Origin of the sequence: Achromobacter dolens (assembly GCF_902859745.1) — a bacterium.
GTDB lineage: Bacteria > Pseudomonadota > Gammaproteobacteria > Burkholderiales > Burkholderiaceae_B > Achromobacter > Achromobacter dolens.
Genome location: NZ_CADIJW010000072.1, coordinates 1 through 20,548 on the forward strand (window position 1 = coordinate 1; position 20,548 = coordinate 20,548).

Annotated in this window: 21 protein-coding genes and 1 tRNA gene; 12 read left to right on the forward strand and 10 right to left on the reverse strand. The window is 67.4% G+C overall.

Translation table 11 applies throughout. The features are described 5' to 3' along the window. On the forward strand, nucleotides 1-712 hold a 712-nt coding region (locus tag HV783_RS27570), incomplete at its 5' end, for a FecR domain-containing protein (RefSeq protein WP_175190251.1). A 96-nt stretch (nucleotides 713-808) separates the two neighbouring features. Next, on the forward strand, nucleotides 809-3,250 hold the full coding sequence (locus HV783_RS27575; RefSeq protein ID WP_254604068.1) for a TonB-dependent siderophore receptor: 2,442 nt from the start codon (nucleotides 809-811) through the stop codon (nucleotides 3,248-3,250). 127 nt (nucleotides 3,251-3,377) lie between these two features. Here the strand turns inward: HV783_RS27575 and HV783_RS27580 are convergent, their stop codons facing one another. The 3 genes from HV783_RS27580 to HV783_RS27590 all read right to left on the reverse strand — a co-directional run bounded on the left by HV783_RS27580 (nucleotide 3,378) and on the right by HV783_RS27590 (nucleotide 6,178). Beyond that, entirely contained in the window at nucleotides 3,378-4,166 is a 789-nt protein-coding gene (locus HV783_RS27580; protein ID WP_175190252.1) for a deaminated glutathione amidase, read from the reverse strand. A 17-nt stretch (nucleotides 4,167-4,183) separates the two neighbouring features. Next, on the reverse strand, nucleotides 4,184-5,137 hold the full coding sequence (locus tag HV783_RS27585) for a substrate-binding domain-containing protein (RefSeq protein WP_054503172.1): 954 nt from the start codon (nucleotides 5,135-5,137) through the stop codon (nucleotides 4,184-4,186). Between the two features lie 63 nt (nucleotides 5,138-5,200). Continuing rightward, complete coding sequence (locus tag HV783_RS27590; RefSeq protein ID WP_054503171.1) at nucleotides 5,201-6,178, reverse strand: Bug family tripartite tricarboxylate transporter substrate binding protein; 978 nt, start codon at nucleotides 6,176-6,178, stop codon at nucleotides 5,201-5,203. A 141-nt stretch (nucleotides 6,179-6,319) separates the two neighbouring features. Here HV783_RS27590 and HV783_RS27595 point away from each other — a divergent pair, with 141 nt between their 5' ends. Both HV783_RS27595 and HV783_RS27600 read left to right on the forward strand, forming a co-directional pair. Beyond that, complete coding sequence (locus tag HV783_RS27595; protein WP_144654621.1) at nucleotides 6,320-7,282, forward strand: LysR family transcriptional regulator; 963 nt, start codon at nucleotides 6,320-6,322, stop codon at nucleotides 7,280-7,282. A 156-nt stretch (nucleotides 7,283-7,438) separates the two neighbouring features. Next, complete coding sequence (locus HV783_RS27600) at nucleotides 7,439-8,710, forward strand: MFS transporter (RefSeq protein WP_054503169.1); 1,272 nt, start codon at nucleotides 7,439-7,441, stop codon at nucleotides 8,708-8,710. A gap of 21 nt (nucleotides 8,711-8,731) precedes the next feature. Here the strand turns inward: HV783_RS27600 and HV783_RS27605 are convergent, their stop codons facing one another. The 3 genes from HV783_RS27605 to HV783_RS27615 all read right to left on the reverse strand — a co-directional run bounded on the left by HV783_RS27605 (nucleotide 8,732) and on the right by HV783_RS27615 (nucleotide 11,562). After that, entirely contained in the window at nucleotides 8,732-9,604 is an 873-nt protein-coding gene (locus HV783_RS27605) for an NAD(P)-dependent oxidoreductase (protein ID WP_175190253.1), read from the reverse strand. 104 nt (nucleotides 9,605-9,708) lie between these two features. Further along, on the reverse strand, nucleotides 9,709-10,416 hold the full coding sequence (locus HV783_RS27610; RefSeq protein ID WP_144654622.1) for a fumarylacetoacetate hydrolase family protein: 708 nt from the start codon (nucleotides 10,414-10,416) through the stop codon (nucleotides 9,709-9,711). Nucleotides 10,417-10,656: 240 nt separating this feature from the next. After that, a complete protein-coding gene (locus HV783_RS27615; RefSeq protein ID WP_054503167.1) occupies nucleotides 10,657-11,562 on the reverse strand; it encodes a helix-turn-helix transcriptional regulator in 906 nt (301 codons plus the stop codon). 170 nt (nucleotides 11,563-11,732) lie between these two features. On the opposite strand from HV783_RS27615, the gene HV783_RS27620 reads away from it, so the two are divergent. After that, nucleotides 11,733-12,161: a PaaI family thioesterase gene (locus tag HV783_RS27620; RefSeq protein WP_054503166.1), complete on the forward strand. Its 429-nt coding sequence runs from the start codon at nucleotides 11,733-11,735 to the stop codon at nucleotides 12,159-12,161. Nucleotides 12,162-12,253: 92 nt separating this feature from the next. Here HV783_RS27620 and HV783_RS27625 read toward each other — a convergent pair whose 3' ends face one another. After that, nucleotides 12,254-13,711, reverse strand: coding sequence for a phospholipase D-like domain-containing protein (locus HV783_RS27625; protein ID WP_054503165.1), 1,458 nt, complete (start codon nucleotides 13,709-13,711; stop codon nucleotides 12,254-12,256). A gap of 233 nt (nucleotides 13,712-13,944) precedes the next feature. On the opposite strand from HV783_RS27625, the gene HV783_RS27630 reads away from it, so the two are divergent. Further along, a tRNA-His gene (locus tag HV783_RS27630) sits at nucleotides 13,945-14,020 on the forward strand. Between the two features lie 177 nt (nucleotides 14,021-14,197). Here the strand turns inward: HV783_RS27630 and HV783_RS27635 are convergent. The 3 genes from HV783_RS27635 to HV783_RS27645 all read right to left on the reverse strand — a co-directional run bounded on the left by HV783_RS27635 (nucleotide 14,198) and on the right by HV783_RS27645 (nucleotide 15,593). After that, entirely contained in the window at nucleotides 14,198-14,641 is a 444-nt protein-coding gene (locus tag HV783_RS27635) for a site-specific integrase (protein ID WP_175190254.1), read from the reverse strand. Further along, a complete protein-coding gene (locus HV783_RS27640) occupies nucleotides 14,641-14,838 on the reverse strand; it encodes a hypothetical protein (RefSeq protein WP_175190255.1) in 198 nt (65 codons plus the stop codon). Before HV783_RS27640 ends, HV783_RS27635 begins: the two co-directional genes overlap by 1 nt. A gap of 377 nt (nucleotides 14,839-15,215) precedes the next feature. Beyond that, nucleotides 15,216-15,593 carry a helix-turn-helix transcriptional regulator gene (locus HV783_RS27645; protein ID WP_175190256.1) on the reverse strand — a complete coding sequence of 126 codons (378 nt, stop codon included), beginning with the start codon at nucleotides 15,591-15,593 and terminating at the stop codon, nucleotides 15,216-15,218. A gap of 211 nt (nucleotides 15,594-15,804) precedes the next feature. Between HV783_RS27645 and HV783_RS29390 the strand changes: the two genes are divergently transcribed. From HV783_RS29390 to HV783_RS29710, 6 genes are all read left to right on the forward strand, one after another. After that, complete coding sequence (locus HV783_RS29390) at nucleotides 15,805-16,803, forward strand: DUF1376 domain-containing protein (protein ID WP_217484247.1); 999 nt, start codon at nucleotides 15,805-15,807, stop codon at nucleotides 16,801-16,803. After that, entirely contained in the window at nucleotides 16,781-17,494 is a 714-nt protein-coding gene (locus HV783_RS27655; protein ID WP_175166582.1) for a hypothetical protein, read from the forward strand. Before HV783_RS29390 ends, HV783_RS27655 begins: the two co-directional genes overlap by 23 nt. Further along, nucleotides 17,491-17,682, forward strand: a complete 192-nt coding sequence (locus tag HV783_RS27660; RefSeq protein ID WP_116791981.1) for a hypothetical protein — start codon at nucleotides 17,491-17,493, stop codon at nucleotides 17,680-17,682. The genes HV783_RS27655 and HV783_RS27660 overlap by 4 nt, the downstream gene beginning before the upstream one ends. 4 nt (nucleotides 17,683-17,686) lie before the next feature. After that, entirely contained in the window at nucleotides 17,687-17,929 is a 243-nt protein-coding gene (locus HV783_RS27665; RefSeq protein ID WP_144654629.1) for a helix-turn-helix domain-containing protein, read from the forward strand. Between the two features lie 73 nt (nucleotides 17,930-18,002). Next, complete coding sequence (locus HV783_RS27670) at nucleotides 18,003-20,261, forward strand: hypothetical protein (protein ID WP_175190257.1); 2,259 nt, start codon at nucleotides 18,003-18,005, stop codon at nucleotides 20,259-20,261. Then, a partial coding sequence (locus HV783_RS29710; RefSeq protein WP_254604069.1) for a hypothetical protein occupies nucleotides 20,261-20,548 on the forward strand: 288 nt, incomplete at its 3' end. The genes HV783_RS27670 and HV783_RS29710, both read left to right, overlap by 1 nt.

Sequence of the window (20,548 nt, forward strand, 5' to 3'; positions counted from 1 at the left end):
CCTGCTGGCGCTGGCGCTGCTGGCCGGCGGCGGCGCCACGTTCGGCTGGGTCGCCGCGCCGCCCTGGCGCGTCCTGACCGCCGGATTGCGCACCGCCACCGGCGAGCGCCGCACCGTCACGCTGCCCGACGGCGGCACCCTGTACCTGAACACCGCCTCCGCCGTCGATATCGACTATGGGCCTGAACGCCGCCTGCTGCGCCTGCATCAGGGCGAAGTGCTGGTGCAGACCGCGCCCGACCCCGCCGGCCAGCGGCCGTTCGAGGTCTGGACCGAGGACGGCGGCGCGCGCGCGCTCGGCACCCGCTACAGCGTGCGGCGCGAGGCCGGCGGCACGCGCGTCGCGGTGTTCCAGGACGCGGTGCTGCTGCAACCCGCCGATCCGGCGGCGCCATCGCGGCGCCTGGAGGCCGGCCACCAGAGCCTGCTGACCACCCGCGCCGCCGCCGCGCCCGAACCGGTGGCGGCGGGCCAGGCGGACTGGGTCGAGGGCCGGCTGGTCGCCATCGACCAGCCGCTGGGCGACTTCATCGCCGAACTGGCGCGCTATCGCCAGGGCAGCCTGAGCTGCGATCCCGCGGTGGCGCACCTGCGCCTGTCGGGCGCCTTCCGCCTGGCCGACACCGACGCGGTGCTGGAGAACATCGCCGCATCGCTGCCGGTGGCCTTGCGCAGCCGCACCCGCTATTGGGTGCGGGTCGTCCCGCGTTGAATTTTTTTCGTCGCGGGGGTTGCTCTTTTTGATTCTCATCCGGCCTACCAGGGAAGGCCGCCGGGTCAGGACCTGGCGGCGTCCCGAGTCCCGTTCGTGAGAGCCACCGTGTCCCGCAAGCCGCCAGCCGCCGTCCCCCGTTTCGCTTCCCCTCATCGTCGACCGACGGTCGCGCGCCCGCTCGTCCGGGCCAGGCCGCGCCTGCTGCCGGCGCTGGTCGCCGCCGCCGTCTGCGCCGCCATCTCCGCTGGACCGCTGACCCCCGTGGCGCAGGCCCAGGCCGTGTCCGCGACGCGCAGCTACGACATCGCCGCCGGGCCGCTGGACGTGGTGCTGAGCCGCTACGCCGCGGCCGCCGATATCACCCTGTCGTTCAACGCCGACCAGACCCGCGGACGCCAGTCCGCCGGCATCCGCGGCGCCTATGGCGTCGAGGCCGGCCTGGCCCACCTGCTGGCCGGCAGCGGGCTGGAGGCGCGCCATCGCGGCGGCGGCAATTACGTGCTGCGCGCCCTGCCCGCCGCCGGCGTCGCCACCCTGGATGCCGTGACCGTCACCGGCGAGACCGCCTTCGGTCCGGTGCCGGGCTATGCCGCCAGCCGCACCGCCACCGCCACCAAGACCGACACCCCGATCCTGGAGGTGCCGCAATCGGTCTCGGTGATCGGCCGCGAGGAAATGGAGGCGCGCGGCGCCCTCGACGTGATGGACGCCATCCAGTACACCCCGGGCGTGTCCGTCAACACCTACGGTCCCGACAACCGCGGCTGGGAATACATCAGCCTGCGCGGCTTCATGACCTACAACGTCACCATGCGCGACGGCCTGGCGCAGAGTCCGGCCGGCGTCACCTACTACTCCACCGAGCCCTACGGCCTGGAGCGCATCGAGGTGCTGCGCGGCCCGTCGTCGATGACCTTCGGCCAGAGCGATGCCGGCGGCCTGCTCAACCGCGTCAGCAAGCTGCCCAGCGGCGACCGCATCCGCGAAGTCGAGGTGCAGTACGGCAGCTTCGAGCGCAAGCAGTTGGCGTTCGACCTGGGCGATGCGTTCGGCCCCGGCGACGCCCTCAGCTACCGCCTGGTGGGCGTGGGGCTGGACAGCGATGACCAGGACAAATATCCCAACGGCGACAAGATCAACCGCAAGCGCCTGTACCTGGCGCCGTCGCTGCGCTGGCAACCCAGCGCCGCTACCTCGCTGACGCTGCTGGGCGAATACATCAAGGACAAGTCCGGCGAGGATCCGTACTACTTCGCCAAGGACTACAAGCTCACCGACGTCAAGATGGGCGATCCGGGCTTCAGCCGCATCAGTCGCGAGCAGGCCTCGGTCGGCTATCAGTTCGAGCATCGCTTCAACGACGCCTGGACCTTCCGCCAGAATTTCCGCTACAGCCATCTGTCGCTGGATCGGCGCGTGGTCTGGACCGACGAGGTCAATGAAGACGTCACTGCCATCACCCGCGTGGCCCGCACTTGGGACGATCCGCTGAGCCAGTCCGTGCTGGATACGCAGATGCTGGGCAAGCTGCGGCTGGCCGGCGCCGAGCACACGGTGCTGTTCGGCCTCGACTGGAACGACCAGCGCGCCAAGGCCAACCGCTATATCGGCCCCGCGCCCGGCCTGGATCTGCTCAATCCGGTCTATGGCGTGCCGATCCCCACGCCCACCCAGCCGCTCGCCAACTACCGCCAGACCATCCGCCAGGCCGGCCTCTACCTGCAGGACCAGATCAAGCTCGACGATCATTGGATCGTGACCCTGGGAGGACGCCAGGACCGCGTCACCGCCACCACCGACGACCGTCTCAACGGCACCTACACACGGGTCCGCGACAACGCCTTCAGCGGCCGCGCCGGGCTGACCTACGTGGCCGCCAATGGCGTGGCCCCGTATGTCAGCTACTCGGAATCGTTCCTGCCCAGCAGCGGCGTGGATGGCGATGGCAATCCCTTCAAGCCCAGCCGCGGCAAGCAGGTGGAAGTCGGCGTCAAGTACCAGCCGGCGGGATCGCGCAGCCTTTACACCGTGGCCGTGTTCGATCTGAACAAGACCAACATCGTCAGCTACAACCCCATCACCAACGAACAGCGCCAGATCGGCAAGCAGCGCGCCCGCGGCATCGAGTTCGAGGCCAAGGGCGAGCTGGCGCGCGGCCTGAACCTGGCGGCTTCCTACACCAGGCTCGACATCACCGTGCGCAACAGCGGCGACGCGCTGGAAGTGGGCAAGATCCCGATTGGCGTCCCCAAGCAGACCGCCGCGCTGTGGCTGGACTACACGCTGGCCGAGGGCCTGGGCGTGGGCGGCGGCCTGCGCTATATCGGCCGGCGCCAGGACGACGAGCACAACACCACCAGCCGGCCCGGCGTGACGCTCGCCGACGCCGTCGTCCACTACGAAAAAGGCCCGTGGCGGCTGGCGCTCAACGCCACCAACCTGTTCAACCGCGACTACTACTCGATCTGCTACATGGGCGAGTGCTATCGCGGCGCGGAGCGCACCGTGGTGCTCACGGCGCGCTATCGCTGGTAGGGATGCGCGCTGCCGGGCACCCGGCCGGCACCGCCGCCGCGTCCGTCGCGGCGCTCCCGCCGCGGCTCCCGTTATGCGGTGCCCGTTGCGCGGCGCCCGTTACGTGGCTCCTGTTACGTGGCTCCCGTTACGCCAGCTCGGGCCGCGCGAAGCGGCGGTTTTTCAGCACCGGCAGCACGTCGCGCGCATGCGCGATGCGCGCCGGATCCAGGTCGGCGAACACCAGCGCCTCCTGCTCGCCGGCCTGCGCGATCGCCACGCCCAGCGGGTCCACCACCAGGCTGGCGCCGATGTTGCGCGGGCCGCATTCGCCCACCGCCGCCACATAGCAGGTGTTCTCCAGCGCCCGCGCCGTGCTCAGCACCGACCAGTGCGCTTCCTTGAGCGGCCCCTTGACCCAGGCCGACGGCGCCACCAGCACGTCGGCGCCATCCAGCGCCAGACGGCGCGCCAGCTCGGGAAAGCGCAGGTCGTAGCAGGTCATCATGCCGACCCGCATGCCGGCCACCGGCACCAGCGGCGGCACCTCGTCGCCCGGCACCACGTTGACCGACTCCTGCATCGAGAACGCGTCGTACAGGTGCAGCTTGCGGTACTGCGCCACGATCTCGCCGCGGCGCAGCGCCACCTGCGTGTTCCAGACGCGCTCGCCCGCGGCGGGCGTGTGCACGGTCATGATGACCGTCAGGTCCAGCCCGCGCGACTGCGCCTGCAACTGCGTCATGAACGGGCCGTCCAGCGGCTGGGCGGCGCGCCGCACCAGGTCGGGGTCGGCGATGTCGCGCGCCAGGATGCCCTCGGGCAGCACCAGCAGGTCGGCGCCGGCCTCGGCGGCGCGGCGCATCAGGTCCAGGCAGACGCGGGCGTTGTCTTCCCAGACCGGGCGGACGGCGAATTGCCCCATGGCGATTTTCATGATGGATTCCTCGGTGTTCAGTGCGCGTGCGGAAACAGCTCGGCCGGCGTCATGACGCGGTCGGCCAGTTGCTGGGCGTGCAGCTCGGCGGCGAAGTCGCCGATCATCTTCAGGTTCGGTTCCAGGCCGTTGCGGTTCCAGGCCTCGGGCAGGTCGCGCGAGGTCTGGATCAGTTCGTCCAGGATCCACGGCGTGGTGTCGGCATACTTGCGGCGCTTGTCCAGCCACAGCGCGGCTGATGCGTCCAGCGCCTCGCTCAGCGCCTGCGCCGCCCAGGGATGGGCGTTGGCCAGCGCCGGCTTGAGCCCCAGCAGGTGGATGCCCGGCACGTAGCCGACCTGACGGAAGTAGTCGACCTCGCTGTCGCGGCAAGAGGGCAGCAGTTGACGCAGGTCCGACCCGGCGTCGAAGAAGCCGTCCGGCATGAAGGGCGTGAACACCGCCTCCAGTTCGCCGGCGCGCAGCAGGTCCACCAGCGGGCGCTCGTCGGCCACCGCCTCGATCACGCCGGGCCGGCCGAAGCCGCCCAGCCGGTCGGTGATCGGGTGCGCGCCGGTCAGGCGTCCCACCTTCCACACCGCGTCCTCCACGCCGATGCCCTCGCGCCGCAGCAGCGCGCGGGTCCAGGTATTGCCGGAGTCCTGCCAGCCGGTCATGCCGATGCGGGCGCCGGCCAGTTGGTCCAGCCGCGTGATGCCGCTGCCGCGCGTGGTGATGATGCAGCGGTGGCGAAAGCCGCGCATCAGGAAGTGCGGCACGCCGACGATGTCGTCGCGACCCCGGGCGCGGCCCAGGCAATAGCGGCTCATCGACATTTCACCGGCGTCGAAGCGCGGGTCGCTGGCCAGGTCGTCGGGCAGGGCGCCGACCCGGTGGATCTCCAGGTCAATGCCGCGGGCGGTCACATCGCCGAGGGCGAGCGGGACGATGTAGTCCCAGTCGCGCACGGCGAATCGGATCTTGATGCTCATGGATGGTGTCCTCGCGGCCGGATGGCCGCGGTGGGGGGAGGGATGGGAATTGCCGGCCCGCGCCTAGTCCAGGCGGATGCCGCGCGCCTTGACGACGTCGCGCCAGAAGTCCTGCATGCCGACCTGCATCTTGAGCAGGTCGTCGCCGTACAGGTCCAGGATGTCGTTGCCCGAGTTCAGGATGAACTCGCGCAGCGCGGGCGTCCTGAGCGCCTGGCGCAGCGCTTCGCGCAGCTTGGCCAACGCCGCGGGCGGCGTGGCGGCCGGCGCGTACAGCGCGGTCCAGCCGTACAGCGTCAGGCTCGGATAGCCCAGCTCGGCCACCGTGGGCACCTCGGGCGCATCGGCCACGCGCTTGTCGCTGGTGGCGGCAATGGCCACGGTCTTGCCGGCCTTCACGTACGGCAGCGCCGAGGACGGCGTATCGAACAGGATGTCGATGGTGCCGCCGATCAGGTCGGACTCGGCGGCGGCCGGCCCCTTGTACGGAATGTGCGACAGTTGGATGCCGGCCAACTGGCTCAGCAGCTCGCCCAGCAGGTGCGGGTTGGTGCCGGGGCCGGCGCTGCCGTAGGTCAGCTTGCCCGGCTCGGCCTTGGCGCGCGCGATCAGGTCCTGCACGCTGCGGATGCCCGAGGCCTTGCTGGCCACCAGCACGAACGGCGAGCGCGAGATCACGCCGATGGGCGCGAAGTCCTTGTTCTCGTCATACGGCAGCTTGCGGCTCAGCACGATCGGCAGCATCACCATGGCGCTGGAGGCGCCGGCCAGCAGCGTATAGCCGTCCGGCGCCGCCTTGGCCACGGCGTCCACGCCGATGGCGCCGCCCGCGCCCGAGCGATTCTCGACCACGAAGGACTGCCCGAGCTGCTCGCCCATCGTCTTGCTGACGGCGCGCGCCAGCACGTCGGACGACGCGCCCGGCAGCGTGTGCACGATGACCTTGATGGGTTTGGACGGATAGGCGTCCTGCGCCTGGGCCGGGCCGGCCAGGGCCAGGCCCAGCGTCGCGGCGACGGCCAGGCGGTGGATAGCGTTCATGGATTTTCCCCTTGCTGTTCTGGGCCGGGCGCCCGCGTCGGGCGCCATCGGCAGGGCCATTGTCGGCAGGCGGGCTAATATGCGTCCATGTCGAAATTCGGCGTGATACTTGCATAACGCACAACTGTTTGGAGGCCCGCCATGAACTTCATGGCCTTGGAGGCGCTGCGCGCCTTCGTCGAAGGCGGCAGCATCGCCGAAGCGTCCCTGCGCATCCATCGCAGCCCGTCGCAGGTCAGCCGTCTGCTGGCCATGCTGGAGGACGAGGCCGGCTTTCCGCTGCTGCTCAAGGAAGGGCGGCGGCTATCGCTGACCGAACAGGGGCAGGGCTTCTACCAGCGCATCGACGAGATGTTGCGGGCCGGCGACGCGGTGCGCGAATACGCCCGCGGCGCCCGGCGCAAGAACCGCACCCATGTCAACGTGCTGGTGGCCCAGCACCTGATCGAGGGCCTGCTGGTCGACGCCGTGGCCCGCGCCGTGCAGGAGGACAATGCCTTCGGCGTCACCATCAATGCGCGCATGCCGCCCAATGTCGATGCCTGGATCAGCCAGCAGCAGTTCGACCTGGCGCTGGCGCAACTGCCGGTCGAGCATCCGCTGCTGACCACCGAGATCCTGGCCGAATCGCGCGCCGTCGCCGTCCTCAGCGGCGCCGACGCGCGCGCCGCGCAGGCCGTCATCACGCCGCGGATCCTGGGCCAGGGCCGCTTCATCGGCCTGCCGCAGCGCGGCGCCCTGCATCACCGCTATGCGCGCGCCTTCGCCCAGGCTGGCTACGAGCCCGATGCGCAGTTCGATGTCTCGTTTGGCTTCATCGCCTGCCAGTTGGCGGTGCGCGGTTGCGGCGCGGCCCTGAGCGACCCGCTGTCGGCCCTGTCGCAGATCCACCTGGGCGCGCAGATCCGCCGCTTCGAGCCGGAAACGCCGCTGCAATATGGCCTGATCTACCCCAAGGCGCGCCCGCCGTCGCCGGCCGCGCAACTGCTGATCCGGCACCTGCGCGCCGTCGCGGCCGAAAAGCTGCGCCACGTCGAGACGCTGGTCGCCACGCCGGCTGACGGCGCGCCCAGGCCGCGCCGTCGCAAGCCGCGCGCCGCCTGACCGCTCACCGGACAGGATTTCATCGCCGCCGCGCCGCCCACATATAGCCGGGAGTAATATGGCGCGTCTGGCGGCCGGCTTCCGTCTCCTCGCATCCCTCGCGGTGTCCGTACTGAAGCGCCCCAGCGCGACAAGAAGACACAAGGAGAGAGGCAAGTGGAGAAGCAAGAATCGGCCGGCTGGTATTTCGGCTGGAACATCGTCGGCGCCGCAACGGTGCTGACGCTGCTCACGGTGGGCCTGCGCATGGGCATCGGCCCGTTTTTCCTGCCCATGGCGGACGGCCTGGGTTTTTCGCGCAGCCTGCTGTCGGGCATCGTCGCGGCCGGCATGCTGTGCTATGGCCTGGCGATGCCGCTGGCCGGCTACCTGGTCAGCACCCGCGGCACCCGCTTCGTGCTGCTGACCGGCGCCGCCATCGTGGTGGCCTCGTCCATCTGGACCGTCTTCGCGCGCGGCCCGATCGAATTCCTGCTGTCCTTCGGCGTGGCGTTGTCGGTCGGCCTGGCCTTCACCAGCCCGGTGGCGCTGACCCCGGTCATCAGCCGCTGGTTCACGCGCCAGCGCGGCATGGCGCTGTTCTTCCTGTCCACCGGGTCCATGGCGGGCATCGCCCTGATGACGCCCACGCTCACCTTTGCCATCGGCGCCGTCGGCTGGCGCGAAACCCTGCTGGCCTTTGCCACCCTGTTCGCGTTGTTGACCGTGCCGGTGGCCTTGTTCGTGATGCGCGACCAGGCGCCCGAGCACACCGACCTGCTGCCGCACCAGATCGTCGAGAAAAAATCCGCGTCGCGGCCCGCCGCCAAGGGTCCCGAGCCGCGCGTCAAGGACGCCGTGCGCACGCTGCCGTTCTGGCAGGTGGCGCTGGGCCTGTTCGCCTGTGGCTTCAGCATGAACCTGCTGGGCACGCACGGCATGCCCATGTTGATGGACCATGGCTTTGACGCCACCACCAGTTCGCTGGGCATCGGCCTGATCGGCCTGGTGGCGATCTTCAGCACGCTGGTGCTGGGCCGCATGTCGGATCAGGTCGAACGGCGCAATATCCTGGCCGTCATCTATCTGGTGCGCGGGCTGGGGTTCTTCGCGCTGGTCATGGTCGGCGCGCATTGGGAACTGTACGCGGCCGCCACCATCGGCGGCATCGTCTGGGCCGGCAGCATCGCGCTGTCGTCGGCCATCCTGGCCGACGTCTACGGCGTGCGCCTGGTGGGCGTCCTGTACGGGCTGACCTACCTGGGCCACCAGGTCGGCGGCATGATCAGTTCATGGCTGGGCGGCTGGGCCTTCGAGGCCTTCCAGACCCACTGGGTGGCGTTCGGCGCGGCCGGCGCCCTGCTGCTGCTGGCCGCGGCCATCTCCCTGCAACTGCCGCGGCGCGGCGCCTTGCGCGCCGTGCCGGCGATGGCGGCGGGCGGGCGCTGAGCCCGCGCCGCGCCATCCGGTTCAACGGTCCTTCAACAGCGACACCAGCTCGGGCACGTAGCGCTCGCCGCCGCCCTGGCTGACCGCCTGGTCATAGGTGTGCAGCACGGCCGCGCCGATCTCGCGCACCGCGCCGGTCTCGGCCGCCATGGTGTTGTAGTAGGAAAGATCCTTCTGCGCATTCGACATGAAAAAGCGCAGCGACGACGGGTCCTGCTCCAGCAGATACGGCTTGAGGCGCTCCAGCGCCACGCCGCCGCCGCCGCCCTTGGTCAGCACCTCGGCGAACACCGCCGGGTCGATATCGGCGCGCAGCGCGCAGGCGGCCGCTTCCGACAGCAGCGCGATCGCGCCCAGCGACACATAGTTGTGCAACAGCTTCATGCGGTGGCCGGCGCCCACGGGGCCGGCATGCGCGATGTTCTCGGCAAAGCACGCCAGGATCGGTTTGCATTCCTCGAACAGGGACTTGTCGCCGCCCACCAGCAGGTTCAGGCGGCCTTCGGCGGCTTCCTTCGGCGTGCGCGTCATGGGGGCGTCGAGGAACCGGCCGCCCTTCTCGGTGACCGCCTCGGCCACCTTGACGGTGGAGGAGGGAATGGCGGTCGAGCAGTCGATGATCACCGTGCCGGGCCGCAGGCCTTCCAGCACGCCGCCCGGCGACAGCAGCACCGCCTCGACCTGCGGGCTGCCCGTGACGCACAGGATGATCACGTCGGACTGCGCCGCCAGCGTCGCGCCGTCGGCGCAACTGGTGGCGCCCGCCGCCTTCAGCGCGTCCAGCGGCTGGTTGCCCGGATGTTCCAGCACCGTCATCGAGTGACCATGCTTGACCAGATTGCTTGCGATGCCATGGCCCATCAGGCCGATGCCCACCATACCGATTTTTGCCATCTTCCACTGCTCCTGCCACACGGGCTGTTTGTTATGGCATAAATCTTACTCTCAGATCCGCGAGGATCCGGACGCCGCACCGCCGTGGGGCACGGCGCCGCGCATCACACGATGCGGATGCTCAGTTCCGGCAGGCCGTCCACGTGCGCCACGATCACATCGCCGCGCACCACCGGGCCGACGTTCTCCGGCGTGCCCGAATAGATCAGGTCGCCGGGAAACAGCTCGAACGCCTGCGACAGCCGCGAGATCTGCTCGGCCACCGACCAGATCATGTGCGACAGCGTGGCCTGCTGCTTGCGCTCGCCGTTGACGGCCAGCCAGATGTCGCCTTCCTTGTAGTGGCCGGTCCGGGCCACCGGATGGATCGGGCCGATCGGCGCCGCGTGATCGAAGCTCTTGCCGATCTCCCACGGCTTCTTCTGGTCGCCCATGCCGCGTTGCAGGTCGCGCCGCGTCATGTCCAGTCCCAGCGCGTAGCCGTAGACGCAGTCCAGCGCCTTGTCCAGCGCAATGTCGCGCCCGCCCTTGGACAGCGCCGCGACCAGTTCCACCTCGTAGTGGTAATTCTGCGTCAGCGGCGGGTAGGGATGGTCGGTCACCGTGTCCGGCAACACCACCTGGATCGCGTCCGTCGGCTTCTGGAAGAAGAACGGCGGCTCGCGGCTCGGATCCGAACCCATCTCGATGGCGTGGGCGGCGTAGTTGCGGCCGATGCAGTAGATGCGGCGCACCGGAAAGCGCAGCGCGCTGCCGGCGATCGGCACGGTGGTCTGCGCCACGGTAAACGGGGTTTGGACGGCCTGGGTCATCGCGGGTCTCCTGAAGGTTGCGAGGGTTGCCGCCAGCTTAGGTCGGCCTGGCCTGCCCGGCCTGGAGACGATTACGCAATCCGTGGACGATTCCACGCATTTCGCCGCGCGTCCTGTCGTGTCCTTTTTGCGCGGCTTGTGGCGGGTAGTCGCCCAGGGTGGGGGCTTCGCAGCGGGTCGACCTTACCGCCGGCGGCCTCACCGCGCCTCGCTGGGCATCGGCCCTGCCGCGCCTCGGCTTCACCGCGCCTCCGCCTTGCCGCCGCGCAGGCGCTCGCGGTAGCCGGTCGGGCTGACCCCTTCCAGTTGGCGGAAGCGGCGCGAGAAATAGGCCTCGTCCGCGAACCCCGCCGCATGCGCCACCTGCGCCACCGTGCGCGCCGTGTGCGCCAGCAGGTCGCGCGCCAGCGCCATGCGGCGCTCGGCCACCAGCTCGGTGAAGGTCTTGCCGGTCTCTTTCTTGAGCAGGTGCGCCAGGTAATTGGGCGACAGGAATGCCGCCGCCGCCGCGTCGTTCAGCGTCAGGTTCTCGGCCAGGTGCGCGCCGATGTAGGCCAGCACCCGCCGCACGCTCTCGCGCCGGCTGCTGCCGGCATGGTGCCGCGCCAGGTGCAGCAGGTCGGCCTCGTAGCGGCCGCAAACCAGCCCGATCAGTTGCAGCATCAGGCCGCGGATGACCGTCGTCGACCCGAACCCGCGGCGCCGGTTCTGGTCCGTCAGGCGTCCGATCAGCGTCTCGGCCTCGGCCAGCCCGTCCGCGTCCAGCGCGAAATCCAGGTACTCCTGGAACAGGAACGGCGCCAGCGCCGGCGCCTGCGCCATCGGCACGTCCTCCAGGTCCAGCGGATCGACCGCCAGCTCCGGCCACAGGAAGCGCTGCGCGAAATTGATGATGACGTAGCGCGCGCCCGGCGGATGCGGCACCAGGTGCACCCGGTACGGCAGCACGAAACTCAGCCCCCCGCGCGGAAACGGCCGCGTGGTGCCGCTGATGGTCTGGCGCGTGTCGCCCTCCAGGTTCACCTGGATCTGGAAATACTCGTGCCGGTGCGGTTGCTCCAGCGGTTCGCGCACCTGCTGCGCGCGGATATCGAAATCGAAATAGTCCGCGCGCTCGGCCATGCCGTAGGTCTTGATGCGGTTCATGCGGGCGGTGAAGAAAGGGGCAATTGCATGGGAAGACTGTAGCGCCGGCGCGACGCCGGCGCCAGTTGCGCCGGATATTGTCCGTTCACCGGTCGCCCGGCGCCGCCGCTGGCGCGCGCCCGGCGGTTTGCGCTACCGTGGGGCATTGCGCAGCGCACCTTTCCCTCGCCATGACAGACACCATTCCCGCCGGCTTCGCACCCTGGCTTCCCAGCAGCCAATTCATGCGCCACCTGGCGGACCTGGGCGGCTTCTACCGGCGCGATGCCGACGACGTGCTGGCCATGCGCATCGGCACGGCCCACGGCAACATGCATGGCATGGCCCACGGCGGCCTGCTCGCCACCCTGGCCGACAGCGCGCTCGGCTTCGTCATCGCTCACCAGTGCCAGGCCTCGGTCGTCACCGCGCAGATGTCGGTCGAATACCTCAACGCCGTCATGCCCGGCGACTGGCTCGAAGCCCACGTCACCATCGACAAGCGCGGCAAGCGCCTGATCTACGCCACGTGCCACCTGAAAGTGGACGAACGCCTGGTGCTCAAGGCCAGCGCCGTCTTCGCCGTGCGCCAGGCTGCGGTGCCCACCTCGGACGGCTGAACGGTCGGCTTGCCCTTGGGCCGATGGGGCCGCCGTGGCTTCGCCCCACGCCGCGGAATCGGCGGCGGCAAGCCGCCGGCGCTGTCGCCGGCCTACAGATACGGCGTCGCCAGCCAGATCACCTTGTTGCGCAGCCTCTTGGCGAACGGCGCCTGCTGCAGCTCCTCCAACGTCTGGCGGCGCCCCGCGGCCACCTGCGCGTCGATCCGGGCGCTCACCCAGCGCGCCACGTCCACGTCGTAGATCTCGGTATCCAGCTCGAAATTGAGCCGCAGGCTGCGCGGATCCAGATTCGACGATCCCACGTAGGCCCAGCCGTCGTCCACCGTCATCAGCTTCGAATGGTCGAACGCTCCTCGCGAGCGCCATACCCGGCACCCCGTGCGCACCACCTGGTCCAGTTGCGCCGTCATGGCGTAATCGACCAGCCGCAGATTGTTCTTGCCCGGAATCACGATATCCACCACCACCCCCCGCCGCGCCGCCGTCGCCAGCGCGCCGATCAGCGGCTGATCGGGCAGAAAATAGGGAGACTGGATCCGCACATGCCGCTGCGCCACCGCCAGCGCACCCAGCAGGATGCTGTGCGCGCTGCCCATGGCGCGGTCCGGCCCCGACGGCACGCAGCGCATCGGCACCGCGCCATGCGGCGGCTGCGCCTGCGGATCGAACCATGGCTGCGCCGGCAGCGACTCATGCGTCGTGAAATTCCAATCGTGCGCGAACACCGACATCAGTTGCGTCACGATCGGTCCTTCCACCCGGAAATGCGTATCGACGTTGGTCGCCGCGCCCGACAGCGCCGTCACGAACGCCGCCCGCACATTCATGCCGCCGGTGAAACCGATGCGCCCGTCGACCACCAGCACCTTGCGGTGGCTGCGCAGGTTGGCGTACGGCATGCGCAGCACGCCCAGCGGATTGGTCATGAACCGCGCCACCGGCACCCCGCCACGCGCCAGCATCCGCACGATCGGCGGCCGCGAATACTTGGCGCCGATCGCGTCGATCAGCACCCGCACCTGCACCCCGCGCTCCCGCGCCTCGATCAGCGCCTGCGCCATCTCGCGTCCGATCGCGTCGTTGTCGAAGATGTAGCTTTGCATCGCCACCGCGTGCCGCGCCTCGCGGATCGCCCGCAGCATCGCCGGATAGGCTTCGTCGCCGCCGGCCAGCGGCTGCACCGCATTGCCGCCCAGCAACCGGAACCGGCTGACGCGGTCCCCCAGCACCTTCAGCGACGCAAACTGCGGCCCGGAGATCGGCGCCACATCCACGCTCGGGGTCTCCACCAGCGCCGCGTCCACCAGCATCGCCTCGTCGCGCTGCTGCGACAGCCGCGTCTTGCGGATCCGATTGATCCCCGCCACGAAATAGACGGCCGCTCCGAACAACGGCGAAAACAGCGCCAGCCCCACCCAGCCGATGGCCGATCGCACATCCTGCTTGGTCATGGCCGCATGCACCGCCGCGCCCGCGCCCGCCACCACGCTGAGGGTGAACACCATGTGGGGCCAGTAATCGATCAGTAGTTGGTGTATGCGATCCATAGCAACGGCGAAACGCGGGCCTCCAGGGAATGATCCGAGCGCCAAGGATAGCAAGGCCCGCGCACGAGCGCGGCGGGCCGCGCGCGGATTTGTCACGCGGCGAGGGGAGGAAGGCTCCCGTTGGCCCGCCGAGGTGTCACCCGTTTTACACGCCTCAAAAAAACGTGCTAGAATTCGGCCTCTTTGCAGTTAAGCACGAAACTTGTCGTGTCAACGGCGAAGCAGATCAAGTGGTGGCTGTAGCTCAGTTGGTAGAGTCCCGGATTGTGATTCCGGTTGTCGTGGGTTCGAGTCCCATCAGCCACCCCACAGAATTCAAATGAAATCAGGCACTTGCGCGAAAAGCGGAGTGCCTTTTTTCTTTTCCGGAAGGTGGCAAGATCCGACCATGGTGGCATGCGTCGGGCGCTGCCCTTGATCTTGACGACGCGCCGGCGGTCGTACACCCGCCTGGTGGTGGCGGGGTTGGCGTGGGTTTCCGGGTTCTCATCCCGGCCCACCAGGACGGTCACATAGTAGGCGCGCATAGTAGGCGCGCATAGTAGGCGCGCATAGTAGGCGCGCAGAGTAGGCGTGCAGGTCGTGAAAGGCGAACCGCTCGCGCCCCGGCGCCTTGATCCTGTCGGCCATGATCTTCGACCAGAGCGCCTTAAAGCCCTGCTCGGTGTACGGCTGCCCCTCCCGGTTGGTGAACACGAACATCGATTCCGGGATGGCCGACTTGCCGTCCCGCGCTTTCCGGTCCAGGTTCGCAAGCTCGGCGAACAGGTGGCGCAGCGCCGGCGTCCATTCGATCAGCCCGCGGCGGAGGGCGTCGCCCGCCTTGGCCTTGGCGAACCCCACCACAATACCGTCCTGGCCGAGGTCAGTCCTGCGCAGATTCAGGAACTCTGCGCGGCGCCGGCCGGTCTGCGCGACGAACTTGGCCATCAGCCGGCGGTCGGATGGGCGAGGTGGCCCGCCGCCTTGCCGGCCTTGGCGTAAGCGGTGACGGCATTGATCAATTCGCTGAATTTGCCGTCCGCCAGATCCATGATGGGCAGCAGTTCGCCGTCTTCAGTGATCTCGTCGGGCGAGATCAGGCTGTTGGGCGTCAGCCCTGCGCTGACGGATTGGGTAACCACCATGGTGGCCTGCTAAAAATTACCTTTGGGTAAATTTTATGGAAATACCTGTAGGTCACCTTGGTGGGCGGCGAAAGTAGGCCTCTTCCCCGCGCTAGGCGATAGGACCAGATTTAAGAATCAATCTATTACGATTAATTCATGGCGCATCACATCGCCAATGCCAAAGGGGCGTCGGAGCATGCTGGTTCTTATGGGGAGTGGTGCTCGGCCCGTTGGCGCTGTTGGCCACGATTGGGATGCCAGATTTTTTGACGCGCGGAGAGATCGTTCAATTGCGGTACGCAATTCAGGACGCGGCTGCGCAGCAGCGCGAGCCTACCCTTGCAGGGGAACCGATCTACGCAGACTGAAGTCGTCGATGCTGTCGGGGGCGACGCCTAGGCGCTCTTCTTGGTGTTTTCCACGCCAGGTGCGTGCGTGTCGCCGAATGCTTCCACTTGCCTGGCAACCCATTGTTCGATGCCACGGCGTTGTTCGGGAGTAAGCGACTCATACGCCGCTCGGCTGACGCTAGGGAAGGGCCACGCGGTAGTATCGGCGAGCCCGTCAAACCAATACGCGGGAAGGTCCAGGGATGTCTCGAATTCTCGGACGATTTCTTCGCCCAGCTTTTTATTCCCGCTGATGATGCGGGAGACATAGTTGGCTGGCTTGCCTACCGCAGTAGCGATCGCGGCTTGTTTGCCGCCGAACCGGTCTTCCATCAGGGTCCGAAAGCGCTGCAGGCGGACTGCGTAGATATCGTCAATTTTCATGGTGCGAAGTGTTGCCTGAGAGCCACCCGCAGGTAAACAACCTGCGGGTAATTTTTCTTGTCGAAATAATTACCCTTAGGTAATATTCTGGGGTGAGTCAACAGCCCCTATCCCGAACAAGAGTGCCTGTGGAGCCTTTGCTTCAGTGGTTGCGGAAGATCCCAAAACTGGAAGCGCTGGTGCGCAAGCCCTTCGCGTATGGGAGGGCGGCATGACGGCACCCCTGACACCACCCGATTGCAATCTGCAGGACTTCCCATTCATGCCGCTGTACGTCCAGCAACTGCGTGACAGCAAGCTCACTACTGCGGTGAAGCCCGACCGCGCATTTTTCGCCGTGATCCTCTGGTGCGCGTCATGGCACCAGGTGCCCGCCGCGTCATTGCCTGACGATGACGCGGAGCTGGCGAAACTGGCCGGCTTTGGTTTCGTCGTGAAGGAATGGAAAAAGTACCGACAGGGTGCGTTGTACGGCTGGATCAAATGCGACGACGGCCGTCTGTACCACCCCGTGGTTGCTGAAAAGGCGCGCGACGCGTGGGCCGCGAAGAATGCGCAGCGCTACAAGACGGAGTGCGCGCGCATCAAGAAGCACAACCAGCGGCACGGGACAGGCATTCAATTTCCGGCGCTGGAAGAGTTCTTGTCCCCCGAATATGCCGATCCAGTCCCCAAGGACATGAAGCAATTGTCCCGAGGGACAAAAAACGAGTGTCCCCAGGGACAAGATGGTGGCGTCCCTCGGGAAACAGCATCCAAGGGACAGGGAGAGGGATATATAAAAGATAGTGTGGGGAACGCGCGCGCGAGCGGCGACGACTACCTGCCCAACCCAACCCCCCACGGGACCGTCGCCAAGGCGCTGCGCGCTGCCGGCGTCCAGGTTTTCCCCAGCCAGCTCGACTTCCGCGCTTGGGTGGACAAGGGCCTGACGGCCGACGAAGCCCTGGCGGGCCTCGCCGTGGCGCGCCAGTCCAAGCCCCCGCCAGAAGCCATCCCCTGGGCCTACCTTGCCAAGGTGCTGACGGCTCAGCGCCAAGCCGCGCAGCAAATCCCGGAGAAGGGCGCCCCTCCGCAACGCCCTCCCAGCGCCAACGAACGGCGCGCCGCCTGGAACGCCAAATTGCAAAACGTCATTGCCAACGCTGGCGCACAGCCGTGGCACGAAATCGACATGGGAGTTATCGATGCAACTGGTACACGCGACTGAAGTGCCGCCTCCGGTTCCCGTGGCCTGGGCCGCTCGCGTGATCGAACGCATGCAGGCCTTGTACGGCGCGAAGTTCGCCCAGCAGTGGGAGGGTATCGAGCCTGCCCGCCTTGCCGAGGCCTGGGCGCAGGAAATCGCCGACTACACCGCCGAGGAAATCCAGCGCGGCCTGGCGTCCTGCCGAGGGCGAACCTTCCCGCCCACGCTGCCCGAGTTCCTGGGCCTGTGCCGTCCGACCTTGAACCCCGAGACGGCCTACCACGAAGCCGTGGCAGGCATGTCCGCCCGCTCGCGCGGCGTCATCGGGCAATGGTCACACCCTGGCGTGTTCTGGGCTGCCCGGCGCGTTGGCGCGTACGACCTGCTCAACATGGGCTGGCAGGCCATTCGCGGCCGCTGGGAGTATGCCCTGCGCGACGTGATGGCCCAGGGCAAGTGGGAACCTGTTCCCCACCCGCGCCAGCGCCTGGCCGCGCCTGGCGGCACTGTTTCCACCCGCGAGGAATCCCTGGCATTCCTGCGCGAGATCAAGGAGCGCACCGGCGGCGGTTTGCCGCCGGCCGTCGCGGATCACCGCTCCTGGGCCCATCGCCTCGTTGCCCGGGCCCGGAAGGACGATTCCGTTTCCCTCACCGTGCTGCGCATGGCCCAGCGGGCTATCGCCGCACCCATTGGCGCGAGCAGCGAATGAAGACACCACAAACCCTCACCCAATCCCCGGCGTTGCCTCTCTCCACGCTGTTGCCGCCGGAAGCAGTGCGCGTGTTGCAGCAGGCGGCACGGACGCCCATCACGCGGGCCGATCCGCTGGCGCGGGTCAAGGCCATCGAGAAGGCCTGCGAGCGGGTCAGGCTGGGCAACCCCGATTTTTTCCGGTGAACCCGTGCGCAAGACCGTGGCGGTCAATGAGGCGGGGTTGCGCGTTGGCGAAGACCACCCGCGCGCCAAGTACACCGACGGCGAGATCGCCATGGTGCATGCCTTGCGGGATGCGGGGTGGGGCTATCGGGCCATCGCCAAGAAGCTGGAGATGCCCCGGTCCACGGTGCGCAACATCTGCCGCGGGACGCAGCGCTGCCAGACCGCCGTGCGCGTCAAGGTCATCGCCAGTAAGCAATGCGGGTAGCGCCCATGCCAGGGGGGCCTATACCGGACCGCCTGGGGGCTAGTCTTGCGATGGTTTCTCAGAGGTTCGTACCATGCCTATCCAAAATACCCGCAGGGTCTGCGGGCCATATGCCTGCGATGGCCAGATCACGCAGTTTCCATTCGACTTCAAAGTCTTCGAGGGCGAGCAAGTCGCGGTTCAGGTGGGCGACGCGCTCGACAGGGCCAGGTCGCTGACCTTCGGCGCGGACTATAGCGTCGCACTCAACGATGACCAGGACACCCATCCCGGCGGAACGGTGACGCTGCACACCGCCTACGCTCAGGAATACCGGGTCGCGATCATCAGCGACGTTCCCAATACCCAGCCCGACACGTTGATCAACCTGGGCGGGTTCGATCCGAAGGTGATCGAACGCGCGCTTGACCGGTTGGAGGCGCAGGTTCAGCAGGTCGATTCGATCGCGCAGCGCTCGGTGCGCGTACCGATTTTCAGCAACACCAAGCCCGATGATCTCTGGCAGGAACTGAAGAACGACACGCGTGAGGCAAAGCTGGCGCGTGAAGAGGCGCAGGGGTGGGCCGATAGCGCCCTTGGGCACGCCCGGTCAGCCGCCTCCAGCCAGCAAGCGGCCGAGGCGAGCTGGAGCAGCGCGGCCTGGCACTCCGCCAGGGCCTGGAAAAGCCAGGAGCAAGCGACGGCATCGGCAGCCGCTGCGCAAGGATCGGCGGACAGCGCTGCTGCGAGCGAGAGCGCTGCCGAACTACATGAACTGGCGGCCAGCAACCACGAAATCAAAGTCAGCGAAGACGCCGCCAACGCGCTCGGCTACGCCAACGAAGCCCGCGTCAGCGCGGCGGCCGCCAAAGAAAGCGAGACAGCCGCGCAAGGATGGGCGAACCAAGCCAAGGCGAGCGCAGCCCTGGCGGATGACTGCATCCCACTCAGTCAAAAGGGGGCCTCCAATGGCGTGGCAGGCCTGGACGACAGCCGGCGAGTCCCCGAACTGAACAGCCGATATCCCGGCGTGCAGACGCTGCTGAACGGGACTGACTTCGACACCTGCCTGACCAGCGACGACTATTACATCAGGACCGCAGGCCCGAACGCCCCGGACGGCTTCCCCGGGTTTGGCCTGCTGCGAGTTCGCACGTACGGCGAACTGACGTTGCAGGAACTGGTGCGGTGGAGCAATACCACCCACCGGTGGTGGCGGATGCGGATCAGCCATGACGGAACGTGGGGGCCTTGGCGCAAGGTGGTGGCCGAGGGAGAAGCGATGCGCCGTGTGCGCCTGACCACCGCAACCGACGCCAATACACTGATCGAAGACAACGTGAATTACGCCTGGTCCAACTCAGTCGTCATGGGCGTCAATTTCCCTAACATCAGGGGCGCGGGCTATCTGCTGTCCTATCACATGGCAGGCGACCTTTTCGCCCAGGAACTGACGGTCCTCAGCACGGGCCGTAAGCCGTATTGCTTCCACCGGTTCGGCAATCCTCAGACCAATATCTGGCAACCCTGGCGGGTGACGGGTGCCTTCAGTAGCCCCAATTCCATGCCCAATTGGGACGCGGGCGACATCTACGTGGACGGCATTGGCTGGCACCGCTGGAACGGGACGCGCTATATGGCCGCGCCGGGGCAGGCCGAGGGCGATGCCATGCGTCGCGTACGCCTGGTTGGCACGACCGACGCCAACACGCTGATCGAAGACAACGTGATTTATGCCTGGTCCAATAGCAGCATCATGGGGACCAATTTCCCCAACATCAAAGGCGATGGATACCTGTGGCCGGTCATCATGGCGGGTGATCTTGTCTCACAGGAACTGACGGTCCTCAGCACGGGCCGTAAGCCGTATTGTTTCCACCGGTTCGGCAATCCTCAGACCAATATCTGGCAACCCTGGCGGGTGACGGGTGCCTTCAGTAACGCCAATTCCATGCCCGACTTCGACGCGGGCGACATCTACGTGGACGGCATTGGCTGGCACCGCTGGAATGGGACGAGGTATATGGCCGCTGTGGCCGCTGGCGCCTTGGGGCCGGGGCAAATGCTGACCGATGTGACACATTCCCGTTCGTTAGGTGTCGTCTACACCAATAGCACAGAACAGCCCATTATGGTCTATGTGCGGGTCGTGGCTAGAGGGGCCGGAATCCAGTCATTTCTGGCACTGCAAGTAGGCACCCCAATGGATACGGTTGCTGTCTGCCGCACCACACCGTCCATGGCAACTGGCGAATATATAACAGTCTCGACACTCGTCCCGCCGGGTGAGCAATATATGGCCGTCCCCTCCGGACCCCTCGTGACCCTCGATATGTGGAAGGAGTACCGATAATGCAGACCTTCCAAGACTCCGCAACCGGTCAATTCTGGCAATTCGAGGACGACGTGATTGCCGACAATTCGTCCGGCGCGTACCTGTTTTATCAAGCGGTCGCACCGCAGATGCCCGAAGACGGCGCCGACAGCGACGCCGACAACCCGTCCGCCCCGGCGCGCGGCACGCAGTTGTGTAATGACCCAGCAGAACCTGCTCAGTTTAAGCGGCTAATGCAAATGCCTCAGCCGGGGTCTTCATGCCGAGCGCCTGGTGCGGGCGCCGGTGGTTATAAAAGCGTATCC